22 protein-coding genes and 1 other annotated feature are annotated in these 22,347 nt (G+C 68.5%); of the genes, 5 read left to right on the top strand and 17 right to left on the bottom strand.

Features of this window, described 5'->3' with window-relative positions; translation table 11 throughout:
• Positions 1 to 33: 33 nt before the first annotated feature.
• The 5 genes from mmsB to Q5Y72_RS00275 all read right to left on the bottom strand — a co-directional run bounded on the left by mmsB (position 34) and on the right by Q5Y72_RS00275 (position 5,909).
• Positions 34 to 912, bottom strand: coding sequence for a 3-hydroxyisobutyrate dehydrogenase (gene mmsB / locus Q5Y72_RS00295; protein ID WP_305961473.1), 879 nt, complete (start codon positions 910 to 912; stop codon positions 34 to 36).
• Entirely contained in the window at positions 909 to 1,916 is a 1,008-nt protein-coding gene (locus Q5Y72_RS00290) for an enoyl-CoA hydratase/isomerase family protein (RefSeq protein WP_305961472.1), read from the bottom strand. The genes mmsB and Q5Y72_RS00290 overlap by 4 nt, the downstream gene beginning before the upstream one ends.
• Before the next feature lie 3 nt (positions 1,917 to 1,919).
• On the bottom strand, positions 1,920 to 3,065 hold the full coding sequence (locus tag Q5Y72_RS00285; protein ID WP_305961471.1) for an acyl-CoA dehydrogenase family protein: 1,146 nt from the start codon (positions 3,063 to 3,065) through the stop codon (positions 1,920 to 1,922).
• A gap of 89 nt (positions 3,066 to 3,154) precedes the next feature.
• Positions 3,155 to 4,285 (bottom strand): carboxylate-amine ligase, encoded by a 1,131-nt coding sequence (locus Q5Y72_RS00280; protein ID WP_305961470.1) that lies wholly within the window; start codon positions 4,283 to 4,285, stop codon positions 3,155 to 3,157.
• Between the two features lie 121 nt (positions 4,286 to 4,406).
• Positions 4,407 to 5,909: a CoA-acylating methylmalonate-semialdehyde dehydrogenase gene (locus Q5Y72_RS00275; protein WP_305961468.1), complete on the bottom strand. Its 1,503-nt coding sequence runs from the start codon at positions 5,907 to 5,909 to the stop codon at positions 4,407 to 4,409.
• A 102-nt stretch (positions 5,910 to 6,011) separates the two neighbouring features.
• On the opposite strand from Q5Y72_RS00275, the gene Q5Y72_RS00270 reads away from it, so the two are divergent.
• From Q5Y72_RS00270 to Q5Y72_RS00255, 4 genes are all read left to right on the top strand, one after another.
• Complete coding sequence (locus Q5Y72_RS00270; protein WP_305961467.1) at positions 6,012 to 6,923, top strand: LysR family transcriptional regulator; 912 nt, start codon at positions 6,012 to 6,014, stop codon at positions 6,921 to 6,923.
• Between the two features lie 58 nt (positions 6,924 to 6,981).
• Complete coding sequence (locus tag Q5Y72_RS00265; protein WP_305961466.1) at positions 6,982 to 7,443, top strand: CBS domain-containing protein; 462 nt, start codon at positions 6,982 to 6,984, stop codon at positions 7,441 to 7,443.
• 88 nt (positions 7,444 to 7,531) lie between these two features.
• The gene (gene coaD / locus Q5Y72_RS00260; RefSeq protein ID WP_305961465.1) at positions 7,532 to 8,023 is read left to right on the top strand and encodes a pantetheine-phosphate adenylyltransferase; all 492 of its coding nucleotides are present in this window, start codon (positions 7,532 to 7,534) and stop codon (positions 8,021 to 8,023) included.
• Positions 8,024 to 8,098: 75 nt separating this feature from the next.
• Positions 8,099 to 8,938 carry a DUF2189 domain-containing protein gene (locus Q5Y72_RS00255; RefSeq protein WP_305961464.1) on the top strand — a complete coding sequence of 280 codons (840 nt, stop codon included), beginning with the start codon at positions 8,099 to 8,101 and terminating at the stop codon, positions 8,936 to 8,938.
• Positions 8,939 to 8,946: 8 nt separating this feature from the next.
• Here Q5Y72_RS00255 and Q5Y72_RS00250 read toward each other — a convergent pair whose 3' ends face one another.
• From Q5Y72_RS00250 to pyrC, 10 genes are all read right to left on the bottom strand, one after another.
• Entirely contained in the window at positions 8,947 to 9,684 is a 738-nt protein-coding gene (locus Q5Y72_RS00250; protein WP_305961463.1) for an SDR family oxidoreductase, read from the bottom strand.
• A 12-nt stretch (positions 9,685 to 9,696) separates the two neighbouring features.
• Positions 9,697 to 10,551, bottom strand: a complete 855-nt coding sequence (locus Q5Y72_RS00245) for a fumarylacetoacetate hydrolase family protein (protein ID WP_305961462.1) — start codon at positions 10,549 to 10,551, stop codon at positions 9,697 to 9,699.
• Positions 10,552 to 10,764: 213 nt separating this feature from the next.
• Positions 10,765 to 11,283: a bactofilin family protein gene (locus tag Q5Y72_RS00240; protein ID WP_305961461.1), complete on the bottom strand. Its 519-nt coding sequence runs from the start codon at positions 11,281 to 11,283 to the stop codon at positions 10,765 to 10,767.
• Complete coding sequence (locus Q5Y72_RS00235) at positions 11,273 to 12,559, bottom strand: DUF5930 domain-containing protein (protein WP_371930723.1); 1,287 nt, start codon at positions 12,557 to 12,559, stop codon at positions 11,273 to 11,275. The genes Q5Y72_RS00240 and Q5Y72_RS00235 overlap by 11 nt, the downstream gene beginning before the upstream one ends.
• 220 nt (positions 12,560 to 12,779) lie before the next feature.
• A complete protein-coding gene (locus Q5Y72_RS00230) occupies positions 12,780 to 14,177 on the bottom strand; it encodes a helix-turn-helix domain-containing protein (protein ID WP_305961460.1) in 1,398 nt (465 codons plus the stop codon).
• 194 nt (positions 14,178 to 14,371) lie between these two features.
• Positions 14,372 to 15,571 (bottom strand): multidrug effflux MFS transporter, encoded by a 1,200-nt coding sequence (locus Q5Y72_RS00225; protein WP_305961459.1) that lies wholly within the window; start codon positions 15,569 to 15,571, stop codon positions 14,372 to 14,374.
• Positions 15,558 to 15,914, bottom strand: coding sequence for a DMT family protein (locus Q5Y72_RS00220; protein ID WP_305961457.1), 357 nt, complete (start codon positions 15,912 to 15,914; stop codon positions 15,558 to 15,560). Before Q5Y72_RS00220 ends, Q5Y72_RS00225 begins: the two co-directional genes overlap by 14 nt.
• On the bottom strand, positions 15,905 to 17,392 hold the full coding sequence (locus Q5Y72_RS00215) for a replicative DNA helicase (protein WP_305961456.1): 1,488 nt from the start codon (positions 17,390 to 17,392) through the stop codon (positions 15,905 to 15,907). Before Q5Y72_RS00215 ends, Q5Y72_RS00220 begins: the two co-directional genes overlap by 10 nt.
• A 120-nt stretch (positions 17,393 to 17,512) precedes the next feature.
• Positions 17,513 to 18,184, bottom strand: coding sequence for an orotate phosphoribosyltransferase (locus tag Q5Y72_RS00210; RefSeq protein WP_305961455.1), 672 nt, complete (start codon positions 18,182 to 18,184; stop codon positions 17,513 to 17,515).
• Positions 18,181 to 19,224: a dihydroorotase gene (gene pyrC / locus Q5Y72_RS00205; RefSeq protein ID WP_305961454.1), complete on the bottom strand. Its 1,044-nt coding sequence runs from the start codon at positions 19,222 to 19,224 to the stop codon at positions 18,181 to 18,183. The genes Q5Y72_RS00210 and pyrC overlap by 4 nt, the downstream gene beginning before the upstream one ends.
• A gap of 145 nt (positions 19,225 to 19,369) precedes the next feature.
• Between pyrC and Q5Y72_RS00200 the strand changes: the two genes are divergently transcribed.
• On the top strand, positions 19,370 to 19,681 hold the full coding sequence (locus Q5Y72_RS00200) for an antibiotic ABC transporter (protein ID WP_305961453.1): 312 nt from the start codon (positions 19,370 to 19,372) through the stop codon (positions 19,679 to 19,681).
• Between the two features lie 37 nt (positions 19,682 to 19,718).
• On the opposite strand, the gene Q5Y72_RS00195 is transcribed toward Q5Y72_RS00200, so the two are convergent.
• Together Q5Y72_RS00195 and Q5Y72_RS00190 are read right to left on the bottom strand one after the other, a co-directional pair.
• Complete coding sequence (locus Q5Y72_RS00195) at positions 19,719 to 20,570, bottom strand: universal stress protein (RefSeq protein ID WP_305961452.1); 852 nt, start codon at positions 20,568 to 20,570, stop codon at positions 19,719 to 19,721.
• Between the two features lie 16 nt (positions 20,571 to 20,586).
• Positions 20,587 to 22,077: a SulP family inorganic anion transporter gene (locus Q5Y72_RS00190; protein ID WP_305961451.1), complete on the bottom strand. Its 1,491-nt coding sequence runs from the start codon at positions 22,075 to 22,077 to the stop codon at positions 20,587 to 20,589.
• Between the two features lie 66 nt (positions 22,078 to 22,143).
• Positions 22,144 to 22,199: a sequence feature (sul1 is cis-regulatory element that is thought to sense ions involved in sulfur or methionine metabolism; They are found in Alphaproteobacteria), on the bottom strand.
• Positions 22,200 to 22,347 lie beyond the last annotated feature (148 nt).

Here is a 22,347-nt window from a genome sequence, read left to right as displayed (position 1 = left end):
GAACGGCTCAGCGGGGAAATCGTTCCGTCCCGATCAGCCCGGCTGCCGGTGACGCGCCGCGAAATGCGGCAGCATGGCCGAGAAATCCTGACCGCGACCGCCGTGGTTCTCGACGAAATCCGCGTAGAGCCTTGTGGCGGCGGCGCCCATCGGCGTGTCCGCATCGGCAGACTCGGCTGCGTCCTGCGACAGGCGCAGGTCCTTCAGCATCAGTTCCGATGCGAAACCGGGCCGATAGCCGTTATCGGCCGGCGAGGCAGGACCGACGCCGGGAGCCGGACAATAGCTGTTGATCGACCAGCTTGCCCCGGAACTGGTCGAGACCACGTCAAACATCTTCTGGCGGTCCAACCCCAGCTTGTCGGCCAGCGCGAAGGCCTCGCAGGTGGCTATCATGGTGACGCCAAGGATCATGTTGTTGCAGATCTTGGCGGCCTGGCCCGCGCCGGCCTCGCCGCAGTGGACGGCCTTCTGGCCCATCACCTGGAACAGCGGCGCGACGGTGGCGAAGGCGGCATCGTCGCCGCCGACCATGAAGGTCAGCGTGCCCGCCTGTGCGCCCCCGATGCCGCCCGAGACCGGCGCATCCAGCGCAGCAAGGCCCGCCCCGCGCGCCTGATCGGCGACGGCGCGGGCGCTGGCCACATCCACGGTCGAACAGTCGCAGAGCACGGCGCCGGGCATCATGGCGGCAATCGCCTGGTCCGCGACGGCGCGCAGGATCTGGCCGTTTGGCAGCATGGTGATGACCACATCGGCATTCCGTGCCGCCTCGGCAGCGCTCGCTGCGGCGGTCACGCCCTCGGGGGCGGGGGCGGCCGTGTCGAAGCCGCGCACCTCGTGGCCCGCGCGGGCGAGATTGGCGGCCATCGGCGCGCCCATGTTGCCAAGTCCGATGAAGCCGATCTTCATGCCCGTTCCTCCAGTGTCAGTTCGTCATCGCCCAGGGGCGCCAGCATTGCGCGCAGATGCGCCTCGGAGGCATCCGCCGTCCATTTCGGGTCGCGGTCCTTGTCGATGATCTGCGCGCGGACGCCTTCCAGGAAGTCGCCCTGCTCGGTCGCGCGGGCGGTAAAGCGGTATTCGCGGCGCAGCGAATCCTGCATTCGCGCATCGCCGCGGGCGGCGCGCACCATGGCCAGCCCCGCCGCCATCGACAAGGGCGAGTTGCGGCGCAGCGCGGCAAGGCTGTCCTCGTCGTCCTGCGCCTCGAGGGCCGCGCGGATCTCGGCCAGATCGGCGCCGCCGAAGGCCGACAGGTCGCGCCGGGCCAGCGGGGCGTCGGGCGGCGTGACGCCGATGATCCGGGTGGCGTCGCCCGTCTGTTCCAGCAGCCCGATCAGCGCGGGCCATTCCGCCTCGGGCAGATAGCTGTCGGCGAAGCCTGCATGGATGGCATCGCCCGGCCCCATGCGACCCGCGGTCAGCGCCAGGTATTCGCCGATCCTGCCCGGCGCGCGGGACAGAAGCCAGGTGCCGCCGACGTCGGGGATCAGCCCGATCCCCGATTCGGGCATCGCGATGCGGGTGCTGTCGCCGACGACGCGGTGGCCGGCATGACCGCCGACGCCCACGCCGCCGCCCATCACGAAACCCTGCATGAAGGCGACGACAGGCTTGGGATAGTCGGCGATGGTGGCGTTCATGCGGTATTCGTCGCGAAAGAAGTCGCGGCCGACCTGATGGTCGCCGTCGCGGCCGGCGCGATAGACCGCCGCGATGTCGCCGCCGGCGCAGAAGGCCCGGTCGCCCTCGGCGTCGATGATGACCAGCGCGACCTGCGGATCGTCCCGCCAGCCCTCCAGCGCGGCGCGCAGGTCCAGCGCCATCTGGTGATTCAGCGCGTTCAGCGCCTGTGGCCGGGTGAAGGTGATCCGCCCGGCGCGGCCCGCCACGCGGATGTTCAGATCGCCCATGTCCTACCCCCGTTCGGCCAGCAAGGCGCGGCCGACGATCAGCCGCATGATTTCGTTGGTGCCTTCCAGGATCTGGTGCACGCGCAGGTCGCGGACGATCTTCTCGATCCCGTAATCGGCAAGATATCCATAACCGCCATGCAGCTGCAGGCACTGGTTGGCGACATCGAAGGCGCGGTCGGTGACGTACAGCTTGGCCATGGCGCAGAACTTTGTGGCATCGGCGGCGCCATTGTCCAGCTTCCACGCCGCCTGCCGCAGGAAGATGCGCGAGGATTGCAGGGCGGTTTCCATCTCGGCCAGCCGGAACTGCAGCGCCTGGAACTGGTCGAGGGATTTGCCGAAGGCGCGGCGTTCGCCCATATAGGCCAGCGTCGCGTCCAGCGCGGCCTGTGCGCCGCCCAGCGCACCGGCGGCGATGTTCAGCCGGCCGCCATCCAGCCCGGCCATCGCATAGGAAAATCCGCGCCCTTCCTCGCCCAGCAGGTTGTCATGCGGCACGAGGCAGTCGTCGAACTGCACCTGCGCGGTCGGCTGCGAGCGCCAGCCCATCTTGTCTTCCAGCCCGCCGAAGCTGAGGCCGGGGGTGCCGTTCTCGACGATGACCGTGCTGATGCCCCGTGGACCGTCGCCGCCGCTGCGGACCATGGTGATGTAGGCGTCGGAATAGCCGCCGCCCGAGATGAAGGCCTTGGTACCGGTCAGCCGGTAGCCCTCGTCGGTGCGCTGGGCGCGGGTGCGCAGCGCCGCGGCGTCCGAACCGCTGCCCGGTTCGGTCAGGCAATAGCTGAAGATCGTCTCCATGCTGCACAGGCGCGGCAACCAGCGGGCCCTGGTCTCGTCCGACCCGAACTTGTCGATCATGCCGCCGCACATGTTGTGGATCGACAGGAACGAGCCGACCGAGGGGCACGACATCGCCAGCGCCTCGAAGACAAGCGTCGCGTCCAGCCGGCCGAGACCGGTGCCGCCATGCGCCTCGTCGACGTAGAGACCGCCGAAGCCAAGCTCGGCTATCTCCGACCACAGGGCACGCGGGATGCTGCCCTGCGCCTCCCATTCGCGCGCATGGGGCGCGATGCGGGCCTGCCCGAAATCCCGGGCCATGTCGAATATGGCCTGCTGCTCTTCGCTCAGCGCGAAATCCATGCGGTGCCCTCCCCCCTTTGGCTGCGATGAATTGAACGATTGTTTAATTGCCAGATGTTGCACAAGGATTGCAAGCCCCGGCGCGTGGGCTAGTCATCCCGCCCGAACTCCTCGATCAGATGGGCGACGACGGCGCGCAGGGCCTCGTCGCGGGTCGCGCCGGCGGCGAGCGCGGAGGCCAGCACTGCGCGCTGTCGTTCGGCCGAGGTGCCCGTGGCCACCATCCCGCGCAGCCGGGCGACCGCGTGCTGGCTGTCGAGGGCATCTGCATCCTCGGCCACCAGCGCGATCCAGTCCTCGGCCAGCTGCTGAAAGGGCAGGACGGCGTGGGCGCCGAAGTCGATCAGACCCTCGGAGGTGCCATAGCGCACCGCGCGCCAGCGATTCTCGCCCAGCAGGAAGTTGTCGTATTCGCGCCAGCGGGTGTTGCCGCGCGACAGCCGCCACAGCATCCGCAGGCTGGCCTGGATCAGCGCTGCGAGGGTGATCGTGTCGTCAAGCCGCGGGCTGGCATCGCAGATCCGCGTCTCGAGCGTCGGAAACCTGGCCGAGGGGCGCAGGTCCCACCAGATCTTGCTGCTGTCGGCGATGATGTCGAGATCGGTGAGCGCCGCGACCGAGCGTTCGTATTCGTCCCAGCCGCGCAGACGCGGCGGCAGGCCGGTGCGGGGCATGCCGCCGAAGACGGTGGTGCGGTAGGAGGCGAGGCCGGTGTCGGCGCCCTGCCAGAACGGGCTGGAGGCCGACAGCGCCAGAAGATGCGGCAGGAAGTAGCCGAACTGGTTCATCAGGTCGATGCGCATCGCCTGTTCGGCCAGGCCGACATGCACATGCATCCCGCAGATCAGCATGCGGCGCGCAACCGCGCCCATGTCCCGCGACAATTCGTTGTAGCGATCCTTGTCGGTGTGATGCTGGTCGCGCCAGTCCGCGAAGGGATGACAGGAGGCCGAGATCGGCGCCAGCCCGTGATCGGCGGCGATCCTTGCGATGGTGCGGCGCAGATGCAGCAGGTGGCCGCGCGCCTCGGCGATGTCGGCCGAGACCGGGGTGCCGACCTCGATCTGGCAGCGCAGGAATTCGGGGCTGACGTGATCCTCGAGTTCGGCCCGGCATACGGCCATCATCGCATCAGGCGCCTCGGCCAGAGTGCCCGTCTGCGGGTCGACGAGAAGATATTCCTCTTCGATGCCCAGCGTGAAATCGGGTTCGGACGTCATCGGCGGCCCCCTTCGCTCAGTCGGCGGCGCGCGGCCGGGCCGCGCGCCCCTTGCGTCCCGCGACGGCCGGGGGGCGCTGCCCCCCGGACCCCCCGGGATATTTCACGACCAAGGCAAGGGATCAGTCCATCGCCTTGAAGTTCAGGCTGGCGCCCTCGTCCTTGATGCCCGAGAACCAGCGGGCGGTCACCGTCTTGGTCTTGGTGTAGAAGCGGAACGCATCCGGGCCATACTGGTTCAGGTCGCCGAAGGCGGATTTCTTCCAGCCGCCGAAGGTATAGTAGCTGAGCGGCACCGGGATCGGGAAGTTGATGCCGACCATGCCGACATTCACCCGGCTGGCGAAGTCGCGCGCGGTGTCGCCATCGGCGGTGTAGATCGCCGTGCCGTTGCCATATTCGTTGTCCATCACCAGCTTGAGCGCCTCGTCATAGCTCTGGGCGCGGACGGTCGACAGCACCGGGCCGAAGATCTCTTCCCTGTAGATCTCCATGTCGGGCGTCACCCGGTCGAAGAGCGAGGGGCCGCAGAAGAAGCCGTTCTCGTAGCCCTGGATCTTCAGCTGGCGCCCGTCAACGACCAGCTTGGCGCCCTGGTCGACGCCCGAGGCGATCAGCCGGTTGATGCGGTCCTGCGCGGCCTTCGTGATGACCGGGCCGAAATCGACGTCGTCTCCGGCGGTGTAGGGGCCGACCTTCAGCTTCTCGATCTTCGGGATCAGCCGTTCGATCAGCGCATCCGCCGTCTTGTCACCGACCGGCACCGCGACCGAGATCGCCATGCAGCGTTCGCCGGCCGCGCCGAAGCCCGCGCCCACCAGGGCGTCGGCGGCCTTGTCGAGATCGGCGTCGGGCATGATCAGCATGTGGTTCTTGGCGCCGCCGAAGCACTGGGCGCGCTTGCCGTTGCTGGCGGCGCGGCCATAGATGTATTGCGCGATCGGGGTGGAGCCCACGAAGCCCACGGCCTGGATGGCGGGGTTGTCAAGGATGCCGTCCACGGCCTCCTTGTCGCCGTTGACGACCTGCAGCACGCCGTCGGGCAGCCCGGCCTCTTGCGCCAGCCGGGCCAGCGCGATCGAGGTCGAGGGCACGCGCTCGGACGGCTTAAGGATCATCGCGTTGCCGGCAGCCAGGGCAGGGCCCATCTTCCACAGCGGGATCATCGCCGGGAAGTTGAACGGCGTGATCCCCGCCACCACGCCAAGCGGCTGGCGCATCGAGTAGAGGTCGATGCCGGGGCCGCCATTGTCGGTGAATTCGCCCTTCAGCATGCCGGGCGCGCCCATGCAGACCTCGATCACCTCGAGGCCGCGCTGCACGTCGCCGCGCGCATCAGGCAGGGTCTTGCCATGTTCGCGGCTGACCAGTTCGGCCAGCATGTCCATGTTCTCGTTGATGAGTTGGCCCAGCTTCATCATCACGCGGGCGCGGCGCTGCGGATTGGTGGCGGCCCAGCCGACCTGCGCCTTCTCGGCGCTGGCGATGGCGGCGGCCAGTTCCTCGGGGCTGGCGAGGGCGACGCGGGCCTGCACCTCGCCGGTGGCCGGGTTATAGATGTCGGCGTAGCGGCCCGAGGTGCCGGCGACTTCCTTGCCGTCGATCCAGTGGCAGATCTCTTTCATCGCATCCTCCTTGCGTTGTCCGGGCCACCATAGCCTTGCGGAAATGCGGGAAAAAGAGGCAGTGTGGCAAAGAGGTTTTGCAATTCTGCAAAGGACGGCGCGATGGACTGGGACGATCTGCGCATTTTCCTGGCCGTGGCGCGGGCCGAGAGCCTGTCGGGGGCGGGGCGCAGGCTGGGCATGGACGCCTCGACGGTGGGGCGGCGGATCCTGCGGCTGGAGCAGGCGGTCGGCGCCACGCTGTTCGCCAAGACCCCGCAAGGCTATGCGCTGACCGCCGAGGGCAGCCGGCTGGTGGCGCCCGCCGAGGCCGCCGAGACCGCCACCGCCGCCGCAGCCGAGGCCACCCGGCGCGAGACCGGGATCAGCGGCCAGCTGCGAATCGGAGCGCCTGACGGCTGCGCCAACTACCTGCTGCCCCAGGTCGCGCGGGGACTGTGCGACGCGCATCCCGGGCTTGAGGTGCAGATCGTCGCCCTGCCGCGGGTCGTGAACCTGTCCAAGCGCGAGGCCGACATGGCGATCACCGTCTCGCCCCCCGACACCGGACGCCTGACCGTGCAGAGGCTGGCGGACTATCACCTGCATCTGGCCGGCCACCGCGACTACCTGGCGAGGCACGCGCCGATTCGCGACCTGTCCGACCTGCGCCGGCACCGGATGATCGGCTATATTCCCGACATGATCTTCGACCGTGAGCTGGATTACCTGTCGGAAACAGGGGTCGAGACGGCGGCGATCAGCTCGAATTCGGTGGCGGTGCAGATGCAGGCGCTGCGGGCCGGGGCGGGCCTTGGCATCGTGCATGACTTTGCGCTGCCCTTCGCCCCCGGGCTGATTCCGGTGCTGGCAGACCGGATCGCGCTCACGCGCAGCTTCTGGCTGCTGCGCCATGCCGACGACCGCGCCTCGCGGCGCCTGAGCGTCCTGGCCGAGGCCCTGGCCCAGGGTCTGCGGGCCGAGATCGCGCGGCTGGAATCCGTGGTCGGCGCGCTGCCGGATCGTTGCACTTGACGCGGGACGATTCGGGGAAAAAGATGAACTCAACCTCGCCGCGAAGGAGTGCAAGTCGATGTTGGTCAAACAGTTGCTGACGATGAAGGAAAGCTCGGGCAAGCCGGGGATGGCCGCGGCCACCATCGTCACCATCAAGCCCGGGCAGACGCTGGCCGATGCGGTGCAGCTTCTCTCCGATCTGCGCATCGGCGCGGTCGTGGTGTCGGAGGACGGCAGGACGCCCGCCGGGATCCTGTCGGAGCGCGACATCGTGCGGCAGCTGGGCAAGGGCGGCGCCGACGTGCTGTCGACGCCGATCTCGGAGGTGATGACCACCAGCGTGCAGACCTGCACCACCGGCGAGGACGCGCTGACGATCCTCGAGCGGATGACCGAGGGGCGATTCCGCCATCTTCCGGTCGTCGATCAGGACGGGCACATGCTGGGCGTCGTCTCGATCGGCGATGCGGTCAGCGGCCGCCTGAAGGAGCTTGCGGCCGAGAAGGAGGCGTTGACCGGGATGATCATGGGCAGCTGAGCGGGCGGCCCTTCTGGCCCAAGCACTTGCATCCGGTCGCGGAATCGGGTTTGCCTGACTCCGTGACCCTGCACGAGGATGCCTGGCCATGCGCATCGGACTATATCCCGGCACCTTTGATCCGATCACACTCGGTCATGTCGACATCATCCAGCGCGCGATGGCGCTGGTCGACCGTCTGGTGATCGGCGTCGCGATCAACCGCGACAAGAGCCCGCTGTTCGACCTGGAGGCGCGGGTCTCGATGGTGCGGGCCGAATGCGACGCGATCGCCGCGCGGACCGGCGGCGAGATCCTGGTCCACCCGTTCGAGAACCTGCTGATCGACTGCGCCCGCGATGTCGGCGCCACGGTGATCGTGCGGGGCCTCCGGGCGGTCGCGGATTTCGAGTACGAGTTCCAGATGGTCGGGATGAACCGGGCCCTGGACAGCAGCATCGAGACGGTCTTCCTGATGGCGGATGCGCGGCGGCAGGCGATCGCCTCGAAGCTGGTCAAGGAGATCGCGCGGCTGGGAGGCGACGTGTCGAAATTCGTCACGCCCGCCGTCAACGAGGCGCTTGCCGGGCGCTTTCGCTAGGCCGCCGCGGCCGTTGCCTTGATCGCCGATCCTCCGTAATCTTGGACGCGAACGCGCGCAGGATGGGAGGACTATGTGACCCGATCAGACGCGACCGACCCCCGACCAATCCCCGAGCCGCCGGTGCGGCCGCTGCCCGATCCGGCGCCCGATCGGCCTGACGAACTGCCCGAGCCGGTGCAGATCGGCCTGCCGGATCTTGGCGCTGCGCTGTCGGCCGGCTGGGCCGATTTCCGCCGCGCCCCGGCCTTTGGCCTGCTGTTTGCGGCCTTCTACGTGGCGGGCGGGCTGGTGCTGGCCCTGGTCGCCTTTGCCGTAGGACGCGACTGGTGGCTGATCCCCTTCATCCTCGGCTTCCCGCTGATCGCCCCCTTCGCGGCGGTCGGCCTCTACGAGGTCAGCCGCCGCATCGAGGCGCAGGAATCGCTGGACTGGCCCGGAGTGCTGGGCGTCGTCTTTGCGCAGAAGGACCGGCAGGTGCCCTCGATGGCGATGGTCGTGCTGCTGCTGTTCATGTTCTGGGTGTTCGTGGCGCATACCGTGTTCGCGCTGTTCATGGGCGTGTCGGCGCTGACCAACATCACCAGTTCTCCCGCGCTGCTGATGGAGGGCAGAGGGCTGGTGATGCTGCTGGTCGGCACGCTGATCGGCGGGATGTTTGCGGCGGTGCTGTTCTCCTTCACCGTGGTCGGGCTGCCGGTGCTGCTGGATCGCGAGGTCGACTTCATCACCGCGATCATCACATCGGTCCGCGCGGTGCTGATGAACGGGCCGGTGATGGCGGTCTGGGCGGCGATGATCGCGGGCTTCCTGTTCTTGGGCATCCTGCCCTATTTCCTCGGCCTCTTCGTCGCGCTGCCGATTCTTGGCCATGCCAGCTGGCATGTCTATCGCCGGCTTCTGCCCGACGACTGAGACGCGCCTCAGCCGCGGCCGATGAAGGGCATGGTGGTGGCCATCACGGTCAGGAACTGCACATTGGCGCCCTCGGGCAGGCCGGCCATGTGCAGCACGGCATCGGCCACCACCGACACGTCCATGGTCGGCTCTGGCGGCGGCGCCGCGGCATCGGCCGCCGACCGGCTGACCTGCGTCAGAAGCCCGGTCGCGGCATTGCCGATGTCGATCTGCCCGCAGGCGATCCCGCAGGCCCTGCCGTCCAGCGACAGGCTGCGTGTCAGCCCGGTGACCGCGTGTTTCGAGGTGGTATAGGCGATCGAGCCCGGCCGCGGCGCATGGGCCGAGATCGAGCCGTTATTGATGATCCGGCCGCCCTGTGGCGCCTGTGCGCGCATCACCCGGAACGCGGCGCGGGCGCAGTGGAACATGCCGGTGACATTCACCGCGATCACGGCGTGGAATTCGGCGGGGTCCAGCGCGTCGGGTGCCGCGGGCGCGGCGCCGCGCCCGGCATTGTTGAACAGCACGTCCAGTCGGCCCCACTGCGCTGTCACCGCGTCGAAGGCGGCATCGACCGCGGCGTGGTCGGTCACGTCGCAGGGCAGGATCAGGGCAGGGTGGTCCTGCACCGTCTCGCGCAGGGCGCTGTCGCGGCGGCCCAGCACCGCCACATGCCAGCCAGCGGCAAGGAACCGCCGCGCGGTGGCCCTGCCGATGCCGCTGCCGGCGCCGGTGATGACGATGCTGCGCGGCGTTGCCATCGGTGATCTCCTTCAGCTGCCCTTCACATGCTGTGTCTGCACGCCGAGGCCGTCGATGCCAAGCCGCATCACCTGTCCGGGGCGCAGATAGACCGGCGGCTTCTGGCCCATGCCGACGCCCGGCGGGGTGCCGGTGCTGATCACGTCGCCCGGATGCAGCGTCGCGAAGCGCGAGCAATAGGCGACCAGTGCCGCCGGTCCGAAGACCATGGTGGCGGTGCTGCCCTGCTGGTAGCGGTGGCCGTCCACGTCCAGCCACATGCCAAGCGCGGCCAGATCGCCGATCTCGTCGGGTGTCACCAGCCAGGGGCCGATCGGACCGAAGCCGTCCTGGCCCTTGCCCTTGTCCCAGCTGCCGCCGCGCCGCAGCTGCCAGTCGCGCTCGCTGATGTCGTTGATGAGGCAGTAGCCGGCGACGTGGTCCAGCGCCTCGGCTTCGCTGACATCGCGCGCCTCCGAGCCGATCACGATGCCCAGTTCGACCTCCCAGTCGGTCGCCTCGGCGCCCCTGGGCAGCGTGAGGTCGTCATCGGGACCGGCGATGCAGCTGGTCCATTTGGTGAACAGGATCGGCTCGCTGGGCACCTCCATTCCGGCCTCGGCCGCGTGGTCGGCGTAGTTCAGGCCGATTCCGATGAACTTGCCCACGCCAGAGACGCAGGCGCCAAGCCGCAGGTCCTGCTGCGGCCGACCCTCGACCAGAGGCAGCGTGGCCGGGTCAAGCGCTGCGATCCGCGCCAGCCCTTCCGGGGTCAGGGCCGCGCCGGCGATGTCGGCGACATGCGCGCCAAGGTCGCGCACGCGGCCTTCGGCGTCCAGAAGCCCGGGGCGTTCCTGCCCGACCGGGCCATAGCGTAGAAGTTTCATGGATCCTCCGATGATGATTGCGGCGGGCTGCCGGCTGGGCGCCGCGATGCCCGCTTCCCGGGGGGACAGTAGCGCATTGTGACGCTGCGTCTTTCAGCAATCCGCGCAGGGTTTTTCATCGAGGAGGCGAAAATCCCCGGTGGCATGGTGACGCATGTGCAAACGGCCCGCGAATGCGGGCCGCAAGGCTGAATCGTAGGACGGGCAGGCGCCTCAGCCAGAGACCGGGGGCGCAAGCTTCTTGGTGCCGCCATTGGCAAGCGGATCTTCCTGACGCTGCACCGAGCCTTCGAAATGGGCGCCCGATTCGATGGCGATGGTCTTGTGGATGATGTCGCCCTCGACCCGCGCGGTTGCGGTCAGCCGCACCTTCAGCCCGCGCACGCGGCCCACCACGCGCCCGTTCACCACGACCTCGTCGCCCACGATCTCGCCCTTGATGGTGGCGCTTTCACCGATCACCAGCTGATGCGCGCGGATGTCGCCCTCGACATTGCCCTCGATCTGGATGTCGCCATCGGTGCGGATGTTGCCGGTCACCGTCAGGTCCGAGGACAGCACCGAGGGGCTGGTGCGGCCGCGCTGCTGCTGCGGGGCGGCGGCGGGGGCGTCCGCGCCACGCTCGGTTGCGGCCGGCCCGGCGGGGGCCGCGGCGCGCTCGGGCTCGGTGCCCTGGGCGGCGGTGCCGGGCTGGTTGGGACGGGTTTCGGTCACGCGGGTCTTACTGAACATTGCTTGCTGCCTTGATGAAGCTCATCGGGTCTACGGCCCGACCTTTCCTCCGTACCTCGTAATGCAGATGCGGACCGGTCGAGCGTCCGGTATTGCCCATATCACCGATCAGGTCGCCTTGCGACACCCTTTGACCCGGCTTCACCCGGATTCGCGACAGATGCGCATAGCGCGTCTCGTTGTCCAACTCGTGCTGGATCTTGATGAGATTGCCATAGGCACCCTGGCGACCGGCATGGGACACCACGCCGTCGGCCGTCGCATAGACCGGCGTGCCCACCGGGCCGGCCATGTCGAGCGCCTCATGCATCCGGCCCCAGCGGCGCCCGAATCCCGAGGTTAGCCGGTAAGCATCCTTCAGCGGCATCACCAGCGGCAGTTTCTGCATCGCGATGCGATAGGTATTCATCTGGTCCAGCGTGACGATGATCTGCTTGGCCTTCGCCTCGCGCTGGCTCAGCGCCGCGTCGCCGCGGGTGGAATAGGCGGTGGCGGTCAGCGGGCCGCCCTCGCCGGAATAGCCCTGCCGGATCGTGTCCAGCACCTCTTCGGGGTTCATGCCCACCGACCGGAACAGATCGTCCAGCGGCTCGACCGAGACGGTGACCGCGCTTTCGAGCTGGGCCAGGATCTCGTCGTTGCGGGCGATGATCTCGTCGCGCTGCAATTCCAGTTCGGCGGCTTCGCTGAGCGCCGCGCTGGCGGCGTCGATGGCCTCGCGGCGTTCGGCGGCCGCGGTGCGCAGCTCGCCCGACAGGATGTCCAGCGCGATCGACGCCTCCTGCGCGCGCTCGGCCTCTGCATCAAGGCCCTCGTCGCTGCCGGCGATCTTCTGGGCATGATCGCGTTCGGTGATCGCCTCGCGCAGGGTCGATTGCACGACCTTCATGCCGGTCTCGAGCTCGCGCCGGCGCTCTTCCGATGCCAGCAGCTTGGACTGCATCGCCGAGACCTGGTCCAGCGCCACGGCAAAGCGGTTCTGGGCCGCAAGCGCCTCGGCCGCGCGGGCGTCGCGTTCGGCCGACAGCTGGTCCAGCCGCGTCTCGAAGGCGGATTGCGCGCGCACCATCTGGTCGCGCGACGAGCCCGAACTGATCGCGTCGATCACCAGGATCGAGCTGGCGACCAGCAGCCATCCGAAGGCGGTGGTGATTCCGAGGATGCCGGCAAGCTGGGTCAGCGGGCGCAGCCGCACAAAGCGGGTCGCGTCGTCCGAGCGCAGGAAAAGTCGCTGTTCGGGCAGGATACGCTCGAGCGAGCTGTTCACACGGTTCAAGACGTTCAGCGACAAAAGCTGTCCCCCGAGGACATGCCCCCGTTTCATCGGGAGGGCGCAGGTTCCAATTGAACCGGGGTAAACAGGGTCTGTGCCTTCTTTGCAACTCGCGAGGTGGCGCACACGCTGCAGATGCGCGGATACATGCCTTGCCGGGCAGGTTTCCGCCGAGGCCCCCGCGGCGGCGGCGATTGCCGTGGCGCGCGCGGTGGCGAAGTCGTCACGCAATCTCATAGGGTAGGGGTCCGTTTCTGTCCGGGGGAATGCGCAGCGGCCGGTCGATCGGCGGCACCGAACGCTGGTGGCAGTCGGGGCGCGGGCAGATCCGGCAGGAAATGCCGATCGGCTCGAAGGCGCGGGGCTTGGCGAGGTCCAGCCCGTCGGCATAGACCAGCCCGCCGGCATGGGTGACCTCGCAGCCCAGCCCGATGGCAAAGCGGCGCACCGGCGCGTTGAAGGCGCCGGCATGTTTCGACACGTCGCGCGACAGCAGCAGGTAGCGCATCCCGTCCGGCGTTTCGGCCAGCTGGCGCAGGAAACGCCCAGGCTGTTCAAAGGCGCGATGCACGTTCCACAGCGGGCAGGCGCCGCCGAATCGCGCGAATTGCAGCCGCGTGGCGGAATGGCGCTTGGTGATGGTGCCGGCCTGATCGACGCGCACGAAGAAGAACGGCACCCCCTTCGCGCCCGGCCGCTGCAGGGTGGACAGCCGGTGGGCCACCTGTTCCAGCGAGGCACCGAAGAGATGCGCCAGCCGTTCCAGATCGTGCCGTTCGGCCTGCGCGGCCGCGAGGAACGGGCGATAGGGCATCAGCGCAGCCCCCGCGAAATAGTTGGCCAGCCCCAGCCGCGCAACCTGCCGGGCGGTCTCGCTGCGGAACCGGGCGAGGTCCAGAGTCGCCTCGATCAGGTCCGCATGACGTTCCAACGCCACCAGATGCAGCAGCTGGAACAGGCGCGTCGATGCCTCGGCGGCCGCATTCACCTGCAACTCCTCGCCTTGGCGCCGGAACACCGCGTTCGCCGGCAGTTCCATCAGCGAGACGCCGATGCCGTTGGCGGCAAGCGCCGCGACCGCCTCGGGCCAGAGATCGCGCCGCCGGCCGTCGGGCGCGGCAAAGCGTTCCGCGGCGCGGTCCACGGCGTCGATGTAGTTGTCGCAATAGTGGAAGAAATCGCGCACCTCCTCCCACGGGGTCGACAGGGTGTTCTGGCCGGCGGCCCCGATCGCCTCGTCCAGCGCTGCCAGTCTTTCCTGGCCCTGCCGATGCGCCCGGTAGAGGTCGAGGAAGGCGCGTGCCAGAACCGGCGCATTGGTGGCGGCAAGGCGCAGATCGGCCAGCGGCGGCTGCGTGTCGAACAGCGGGTCGGCCAGTGCTTCCTGCATGTCGATGACCATGCGCTCGGCATCGCCCGAGGCGAGGGTGGTCAGGTCGATGCCGAATTCCTGCGCCAGGCGCAGCAGAACCCCCGCCGAGATCGGCCGGTGGTTGTTCTCCATCTGCGACAGATAGGGCAGCGAGACACCCAGCCGTTCCGCAAGCCGCCGCTGAGTCAGCCCGGCCCGCGCGCGGGTTTCGCGCAGGGATGTGCCTGCATAGATCTTCTGCGTCGCCATGATCGCCCCCCTGCTTTGCAAAGAAGGCTCTAGCCTTTGCAAAGGCCGGCGGGCAAGCCCCGCCACGCGTCCGCGCCGCGCGGGGCGCGACGGTCGCGGCATGCAGGGGGTCGGCGCGCGGAATCGGGTCATGCCGGCAAGCATGGCGCAAAAGGCTTAAGATTGGGTGTGCCGCCGCCCCCGGGCCCGCCTGCCTAGCCGACCCGCGCCAGCTGTCTTTCGCGGTGCAGCACCCACAGGATCGCCAGCAGCGCCCCGCTGGCCGAGGCGCACATGATGACCAGCAGCGGCGTCGCGCCCGCGCCGGGTGTCAGCAGCGCCCCGGCCAGCGCCGACAGCGCCGCGCCGCCCGCGACCGCCAGCGCGCCACCCAGCCCGCTGGCGGTGCCGGCAAGCTCGGGTCGGACGCTCATCATGCCGACATTGGTGTTGGGCATGACGAGGCCGTTGCCGAGGCCCATGAAGGCGATGGCGCCGAAGAAGATGACCGGCCGCACCACACCCAGCAGCAGCAGCGCCAGCGACAGCGACAGCGCCACGAGGCAGATGACCGCGCCGATCAGGACCATCCGGTTCAGCCCGATCCGCACGGTGTAGCGGCCCGACAGGAAGTTGCCGATCAGATAGCCTGTCGCCGGGGCCGCGAAGAAATAGCCGACCTGCGCGGGCGACAGGTGGAACACATGCTCGCCCACGAAGGGCGCACCGCCGAGATAGGCGAAGAAGGACCCCGAGGACAGCGTGGCCGCGAGGCAATAGCCCCAGAAGCGATGCGAGCGTGCGAGGATGGGGTAGTTGCGCACCTGGTCGCGCATCGGCAGACCGCCGTCGCGCACCGTCTCGCCCATGTCGCGCCAGACGAGGATCAGCGTGCCGACGCCCAGAAGCCCCATCATCGCGAAATTCGCGCGCCAGCCGAAGGCCTCGTCGAGGATGCCGCCGATCACCGGCGCGACCATCGGCACCACCGCCATGCCCATCGTGACATAGCCGATCATCGAGGCCGCCTTCTCGCCCTCGTAGATGTCGCGCACGGCCGCGCGCGACAGCAGCATGCAGACCGACACGGCGGCCTGGATCAGCCGGAACACCAGAAAGCTGGTCGCATCGGGGGCCAGCAGCGTGCCCAGCGTCGCCAGCACGAAGATGCCCAGCCCGGCCAGCGCGACCGGCCTGCGGCCAAAGCGGTCGCTGACCGGTCCGCCCAGCAGCTGCAGCACCGCGCTGGCCCCGATATAGGCCGAGACCGACAGCTGCATCACCGCGTAGTCGACGTCGAAATCCCGCGCCATGCCAGGAAGTGAGGGCAGGAAGACGTTCATCGACAGCGCCGCCACCCCGGCCAGCGCGACAAGGGTCAGGGCGTGCGGCGCGGTGCGGTCAGGTCCAGTCATGGAACACGAACCATGCGCCGAGGCAGATCAGTCCGAAGCCCACCGCATGCTGCCAGCCCAGCTTCTCGCCCAGATACAGCCAGGAGAACAGCGCGAAGACCGACAGGCTGATGACCTCCTGGATGGTCTTCAGCTGCGCGGCGCTGAACTGGCCGTGGCCAAGGCGGTTCGCCGGGACCTGCAATGCATATTCGGGCAGCGCGATCAGCCAGCTGACCGCGATGACCGCCAGCAGCGGCGCCGCCTTGTACTTCAGGTGCCCATACCATGCGAAGGTCATGAAGACGTTCGAGGCGATCAGCAACCCGATCGTGGCGACCGGAACCGGCAGGCTCAGTCCCATTGGCTCTGGCGGTCCTTCGCAAGGTTGCCAAAGCGGGTGAACTGGCCCTCGAAGGACAGCTCGACCGTGCCGATCGGGCCGTGGCGCTGCTTGCCGAGGATCACCTCGGCCTTGCCATGCACCTGCTCCATGACCTGCTGCCACTTGGCCATCGCGTCCAGATCGGCGTCCGAGGGCTTCTCGCGTTCCTTGTAGTATTCCTCGCGGAACACGAACATCACGATGTCGGCGTCCTGTTCGATCGAGCCGGATTCGCGAAGGTCAGACAGTTGCGGGCGCTTGTCCTCGCGGTTCTCGACCTGCCGCGACAGCTGCGACAGGGCGATGACGGGGATGTTGAGTTCCTTGGCGACGGCCTTCAGGCCCTGGGTGATCTCGCTGACCTCGTTCACGCGGCTGTCCTTGGCGGTCGCGGCCTTCAGCAGTTGCAGGTAGTCCACCATCAGCACGTCCAGCCCGTGCGTGCGCTTCAGCTTGCGGGCGCGGGCGGCAAGCTGGTTGATCGGCAGGGCGGGCGTGTCGTCGATATACAGCGGGCAGTTCTGCAGCGCATGGGCGGCCTCGACGAAGCGGCGGAACTCGCCCTCGTCCATGTTGCCGCTGCGGATGCGTTCCGAGGGCACCTCGGCGGCCTCGGACAGGATCCGGGCGGCCAGCTGCTCGGCCGACATCTCGAGGCTGAAGAACCCGACGACGCCGCCCTCGACCGACCCGGTCGAGCCGTCGGGCCTTTCGCCCGTCCTGTGCGCCTTGGCGATGTTGAAGGCGATGTTGGTGGCCAGCGAGGTCTTGCCCATCGAGGGGCGGCCGGCGAGGATGATCAGGTCGGAATTGTTCAGCCCGCCCATCTTCGCGTCCAGATCGACCAGCCCGGTCGAGATGCCCGACAGCTTGCCGTCGCGCTGATAGGCGGCGTTGGCGGCCTGGACCGCGCCGGTCACCGCCTTCAGGAAGGACTGGAAGCCGCGCTCGGCCACGCCCTGTTCGCCCAGCTTGTACAGCGTCTGTTCGGCGGCCTTGATCTGTTCCTCGGCATCGTCGTCGACCTCGACCGTCGAGGCGCGGGCCGAGATGTCCTGGCCCAGCTGGATCAACTCGCGGCGCAGGGCGAATTCGCGGATCATCTGGGCGTAGTCGCGGGCGGCGTAGGCGCTGATCGCGGCGCCGGCCAGCCGCGCCAGATAGGGGGCGCCGCCCAGTTCCTTCAGCCCTTCGTCATGCTCCATGAACGCCTTGATGGTGACCGGGCTGGCCAGCGCGTTGCGGCGGATGCGTTCGGCGCAGATCTCGAAGATTCGGGCGTGGACGGGGTGGTAGAAGTGCTCGGGCCGGATGATCTGGCTGACCCGGTCGAAGACGTCGTTGTTGGTCAGCAGCGCGCCCAGCAGCTGTTGTTCGGCCTCCAGCGAGAAGGGGATCGCGCCCGTCTCCTCGCCCTCTGCCTGCTGCCCCGGAATGATCGCGCGCAAACCGCTCATCTGCCCTGTCCCGTGTTCTGGTTGTGCCGTCCCTTCTAGCCCAAGCGGCGGCGGCGGGGTATCCCGCCGCCCCAGAAAGCGGTGGGCGGATCTGTGGACAGGCTGTGGATAAGTGGGGCGTCAGCCATGCGCCGCCTGCCAGCCTCGCGGATCGGAGAGGAAGGCCTGCACCTCGTCCAGCGTCGCCTCGTCAAAGCTGCCTGCGGCGCGGGCCTCGGCCAGCACGTCCCACCAGGTGCACAGGTGATGCAGCGCGACGCCGTGATCGGCCAGCCGCTGCGTCGTCTCGGGGAAGATGCCGTAATAGAAGATCACCGCGGTATGCGCACAGGTCGCGCCGGTGTCGCGGATCGCGTCCACGAAGGACAGCTTGCTGCCGCCATCGGTGGTCAGGTCCTCGACCAGCAGCACCCGCTGGCCCTCGGTCATCACCCCCTCGATGCGGGCGTTGCGGCCGTATCCCTTGGGCTTCTTGCGCACATAGGTCATCGGCAGGGCCAGCCGTTCGGCGACCATCGCCGCGAAGGGGATGCCCGCCGTCTCGCCGCCGGCCACGTTGTCGAAGGCCTCGAAGCCCGCATCGCGCATCACGGTCGCGGCCATGAAGTCCAGCAGCGTGGCGCGCACCCGCGGAAAGCTGATGATCCGGCGGCAATCGACATAGGTCGGCCCCTTGAGGCCCGAGGCATAGGTGAAGGGCTGGGCGGCGTTGAAATCGACGGCCCTGATCTCAAGCAGCATCCGGGCGCTGAGGCGGGCGATTTCCTCGCGGGTGGGGTAGGGCAGGCTCATGCGTCCTCCAGATGCCAGTAAAGCGGGAAGCCCGGATCGAACACCGTCACCACCTCGTCACCCGCCGCGATGCTGGTGGGATAATCGGCCGGGGTCTCGCGCCGGGTCAGGCGGATGCGGTCCTCGTTCGGGGCCACGCCGTAGAAGGCGGCGCCGTTGAGGCTGGCAAAGGCTTCCAGCCGGTCCAGCGCGCCGTCGTCGTCGAACACCTGCGCAAGGATCGACATGGTGTTCGGCGCGGTGAAGCAGCCGGCACAGCCGCAGGGCTGCAGCTTGGCGCTGTCGGGATGGGGCGCGCTGTCGGTGCCGAGGAAGAACCGCGCCTCGCCCGAGGTCGCGGCCTCGCGCAGCGCAAGCCGGTGGGTCTCGCGCTTGGCAACGGGCAGGCAGTAGTAATGCGGCCGGATGCCGCCGGCGAGGATGGCGTTGCGGTTGATGACCAGGTGATGTGTCGTGATCGTGGCGCCCAGATCGCGGCCGCCCGCGCGCGCATAGGCGACGCCCTCGGCGGTGGTGATGTGCTCCATCACCACCCGCAAGCCGGGGGTGCGGCGGCGCAGCGGGTCCAGCACGCGATCGATGAACACCGCCTCGCGGTCGAAGATGTCGACCGCGGGATCGGTCACCTCGCCATGCACGCACAGCGGAATTCCGGCCTCGGCCATCGCCTCCAGCACCGGGCGCACGCGGTCGACATCGGTCACGCCGCTGGCCGAGTTGGTCGTGGCGCCCGCCGGATACAGCTTGACCGCGGCGATGATGCCGTCGCGATGGGCGGCCACCACGTCGTCCGGTTCCGTGGTGTCGGTCAGATACAGCGTCATCTGTGGCCGAAAGGCCGCAGATTCGGGCAGCGCGGCGCGGATCCGGTCGCGATAGGCCGCCGCCTGCGCGCCGGTCACCACCGGCGGCACGAGGTTCGGCATGATGATCGCGCGGCCGAAGCCGGCAGAGAAAGGCGCAACGGCTGCCAGCATCGCGCCATCGCGCAGATGCAGATGCCAGTCGTCGGGGCGGCGAAGAACGATGCTGTCGGTCATGGCCTGCCTCTATACACGGCCCGCGCGGCTTGCCAAGCGGGCAGCGGAAAAACTGACCGACTGTTCCAAAGTCCAGCTTGCGGTCTCATATAAGGGTCTCGCAATATGTCGCGACAGCCCGCTGGGCAGCGAAAGGAAGTGGACGATGACATTCAGAATGGCCGCGAGCCCGGCGGTGGCGCCCTACCGCCTGATGATGCAGATGACACGGATCGTGGTCGAATCGCAGATGATCATCGGCCTGCGCATGGCCGGAATGATGGGCCTTGTCGCGCAGGCCCCGGGCGAGCCGTTCCGCATGGTCGCCGAAAAGCAGGCGGCGGCGTCGGAATCGCTGTTCGCCATCGCCCAGGCGACCAGCCGCGGGGCCAGTGCCGACCGCGTCATGTCCGCAGCCCTTCGCCCTTATGGCAAGCGCACCCGCGCCAATTCGCGCCGCCTGGCCGCCAAGCGCTAGGCCGGTCCTGCCGGCTGTGGGCCGGACCCGTCCCGGGTCAACGGAACAGCAGCACCGGCACCTTGCAGGATCGGACCATCTCGGTGGTGGTCGATCCGACCATCAGGCTTCGGATGCGGCTGTGGCCATAGGCGCCCATCACCAGCATGTCGAAACCCTCGGTCTCGACCAGCCGTGCCAGCACGGTCTCGGGCTGGCCCTCGATCTGTCGCGTCTCGACCTGCAGGCCGGCGCCGCGCAGCTGCGCGGCGGCCTCGTCCATCTGGCGCTGGCGCCCGTCATCCGTCGCCCCGACGCTGACGAGGTGCAGCGCAAGACCGCGATACAGCGCGCTTTCGGCCATGGCGGCCACCGCCCTGCGGGCCGAGGCGCCACCGTCGAAGGCGACCAGCACGCGGCCGATCGGGCGGAACGCGCGCGAGGCGACCAGCACCGGCCTCTGGCTGATGCGGACCACGCGTTCGACATTCGAGCCGAGATGGGCCGTGGCGAAATCCGCCGCCTCGCCGCGCTTGCCGATCACGACGACGCGGGTCTGGTCCTGCAGGCCGGCGACGGTCTCGACCAGGTCGCCCTGCAGCAGCCGGGTGGTGACGCTGCCGGCTCCGGCAGCCTCGGCCAGCGCACGGGCATCGTCGAGGATCGCCCGGCCCTGTGCGTTGACCACGCGGGCGCGCTGCGCGTCCAGGGCCGCCAGTTCCTCCAGCAGTGCCGTGCGTGCGCCCAGCCGGATCGAGCCCGACAGGTCCTGCGGCGCCCCGCCCTGCCTGCGGCCGATGACGTGCAGCAGTTCGACCGGCGCCCCGGTGCGCTGCGCGATCCAGGCGGCGTGTTCGCAGACCGACGCGGCGTATTGCGAGGCATCTACGAGGGCGATGATCCTGTCCATCCGAGGCGCTCCCTTCTCAATGTGCCGTCAGCCGGTCCAGCGCACCCGGCTTGTCATGGATGGCCAGCCGGTCGACGATGGTTTCCGAGGCCGCGTTCAGGCCGACCAGTTCGACCTCGGCGCCGTCGCGCCGGAATTTCATGATCGCCATGTCCAGCGCCTGGACCGAGCTGATGTCCCAGATATGCGCCCGGCTGACATCGATCACCACGCGCTCCAGCGCCTCGCGGAAGTCGAGGGCGGCCATGAAATCCTCGACCGAGCCGTAGAACAGCTGCCCCTCGACCAGATAGCGCCGCTCGCGACCGTCATCCGAGATGGTCGAGGTGACGCGGAACAGCTGCGCGATCTTGGCCGCGAAGAAGATCCCCGACAGCAGCACGCCGACCAGCACCCCGATGGCGAGGTTGTGGGTATAGACGACCGCAGCCACCGTCGCCAGCATCACCACCGAGGAGGATCGCGGATGCGTCCGCAGCGCCCCGAGCGACGACCACGAGAAGGTGCCGATCGACACCATGATCATGATCGCCACCAGCGCGGGCATCGGGATGCGGCTGACCAGATCGCCAAGCCCCACGACGAGGATCAGCAGGAACACCCCCGCGACAAGGCAGGACAGCCGCCCGCGGCCGCCGGACTTCACGTTGATCATCGACTGCCCGATCATCGCGCAGCCGGCCATGCCGCCGATGAAGCCCGTGGCGCTGTTCGCGAGTCCCTGGCCGATGCATTCTTGGTTGCGGTCCGACCGCGTGTCGGTCAGCTCGTCCACGAGGTTCTGGGTCATCAGGCTTTCCAGCAGACCGACGATGGCGACCGCGACCGCATAGGGCAGGATGATGGCCAGCGTCTCGAGGGTCAGCGGGATGTCGGGGATCAGGAACACCGGCAGGGTGTCGGGCAGGGCGCCCATGTCGCCCACCGTCCTTACGTCGAGGCCAAGGGCAAGGGTCAGCGTCGTCAGCACGATAATCGTCACCAGCGGGGAGGGCACGGCCTTGCTGAGCAGGGGAAACAGATAGATGATCGCCAGCCCCGCCGCGACCAGCACATAGGTCAGCGGGCCGACCACCCGGGGGTCAAGCTCGGGCAGTTGCGCCATGAAGATCAGGATGGCCAGCGCGTTGACAAAGCCGGTCATCACCGATTTCGACACATAGCGCATCACGAAGCCCAGCCTCAGCAGCCCGCAGCCGATCTGGATCAGGCCGGCCAGCACCGTCGCGGCCAGCAGGTATTGCAGCCCGTGATCGCGCACCAGCGTCACCATCAGCACCGCGGTCGCGGCCGTCGCGGCCGAGATCATGCCGGGACGCCCGCCGGCGATCGCGGTGATGACGGCGATCGAGAAGCTGGCATAGAGCCCGACCTTGGGATCGACCCCCGCGATCAGCGAAAAGGCGATTGCCTCGGGGATCAGCGCCAGCGCCACGACCAGCCCGGACAGAATGTCGGCGCGGATGTTGCCGGTCCATTGGCGCCGGTAGCTGTCGAATGAAAACATGAAGGGTCCGTTCCTGACCGAAGCGGCGCGGTTCCCGCCGTTTCGGCGCGTTGGTGGTGAGGTTCGGGTTATCCGGCGGATCAGCGGCCGGAAGAGCCACCCGGAATCTCACCGGGTCCATGCGTTTGACGCCTCATAGCCCCGATCGCCGCAATGTCGCAACCCCGCCGTCCGGAACGGAGGGCGGGGTTGCGCGTCTGGGGTTGCGCGTCTGGGGTTGCGCGTCTGGGGTTGCGCGTCTGGGGCGGCGGGTGCGGGGCAGGGCGCCGC

The organism is Paracoccus spongiarum, from assembly GCF_030732095.1.
Lineage (GTDB): Bacteria > Pseudomonadota > Alphaproteobacteria > Rhodobacterales > Rhodobacteraceae > Paracoccus > Paracoccus spongiarum.
This window is presented reverse-complemented; position numbering and strand designations above follow the sequence as displayed.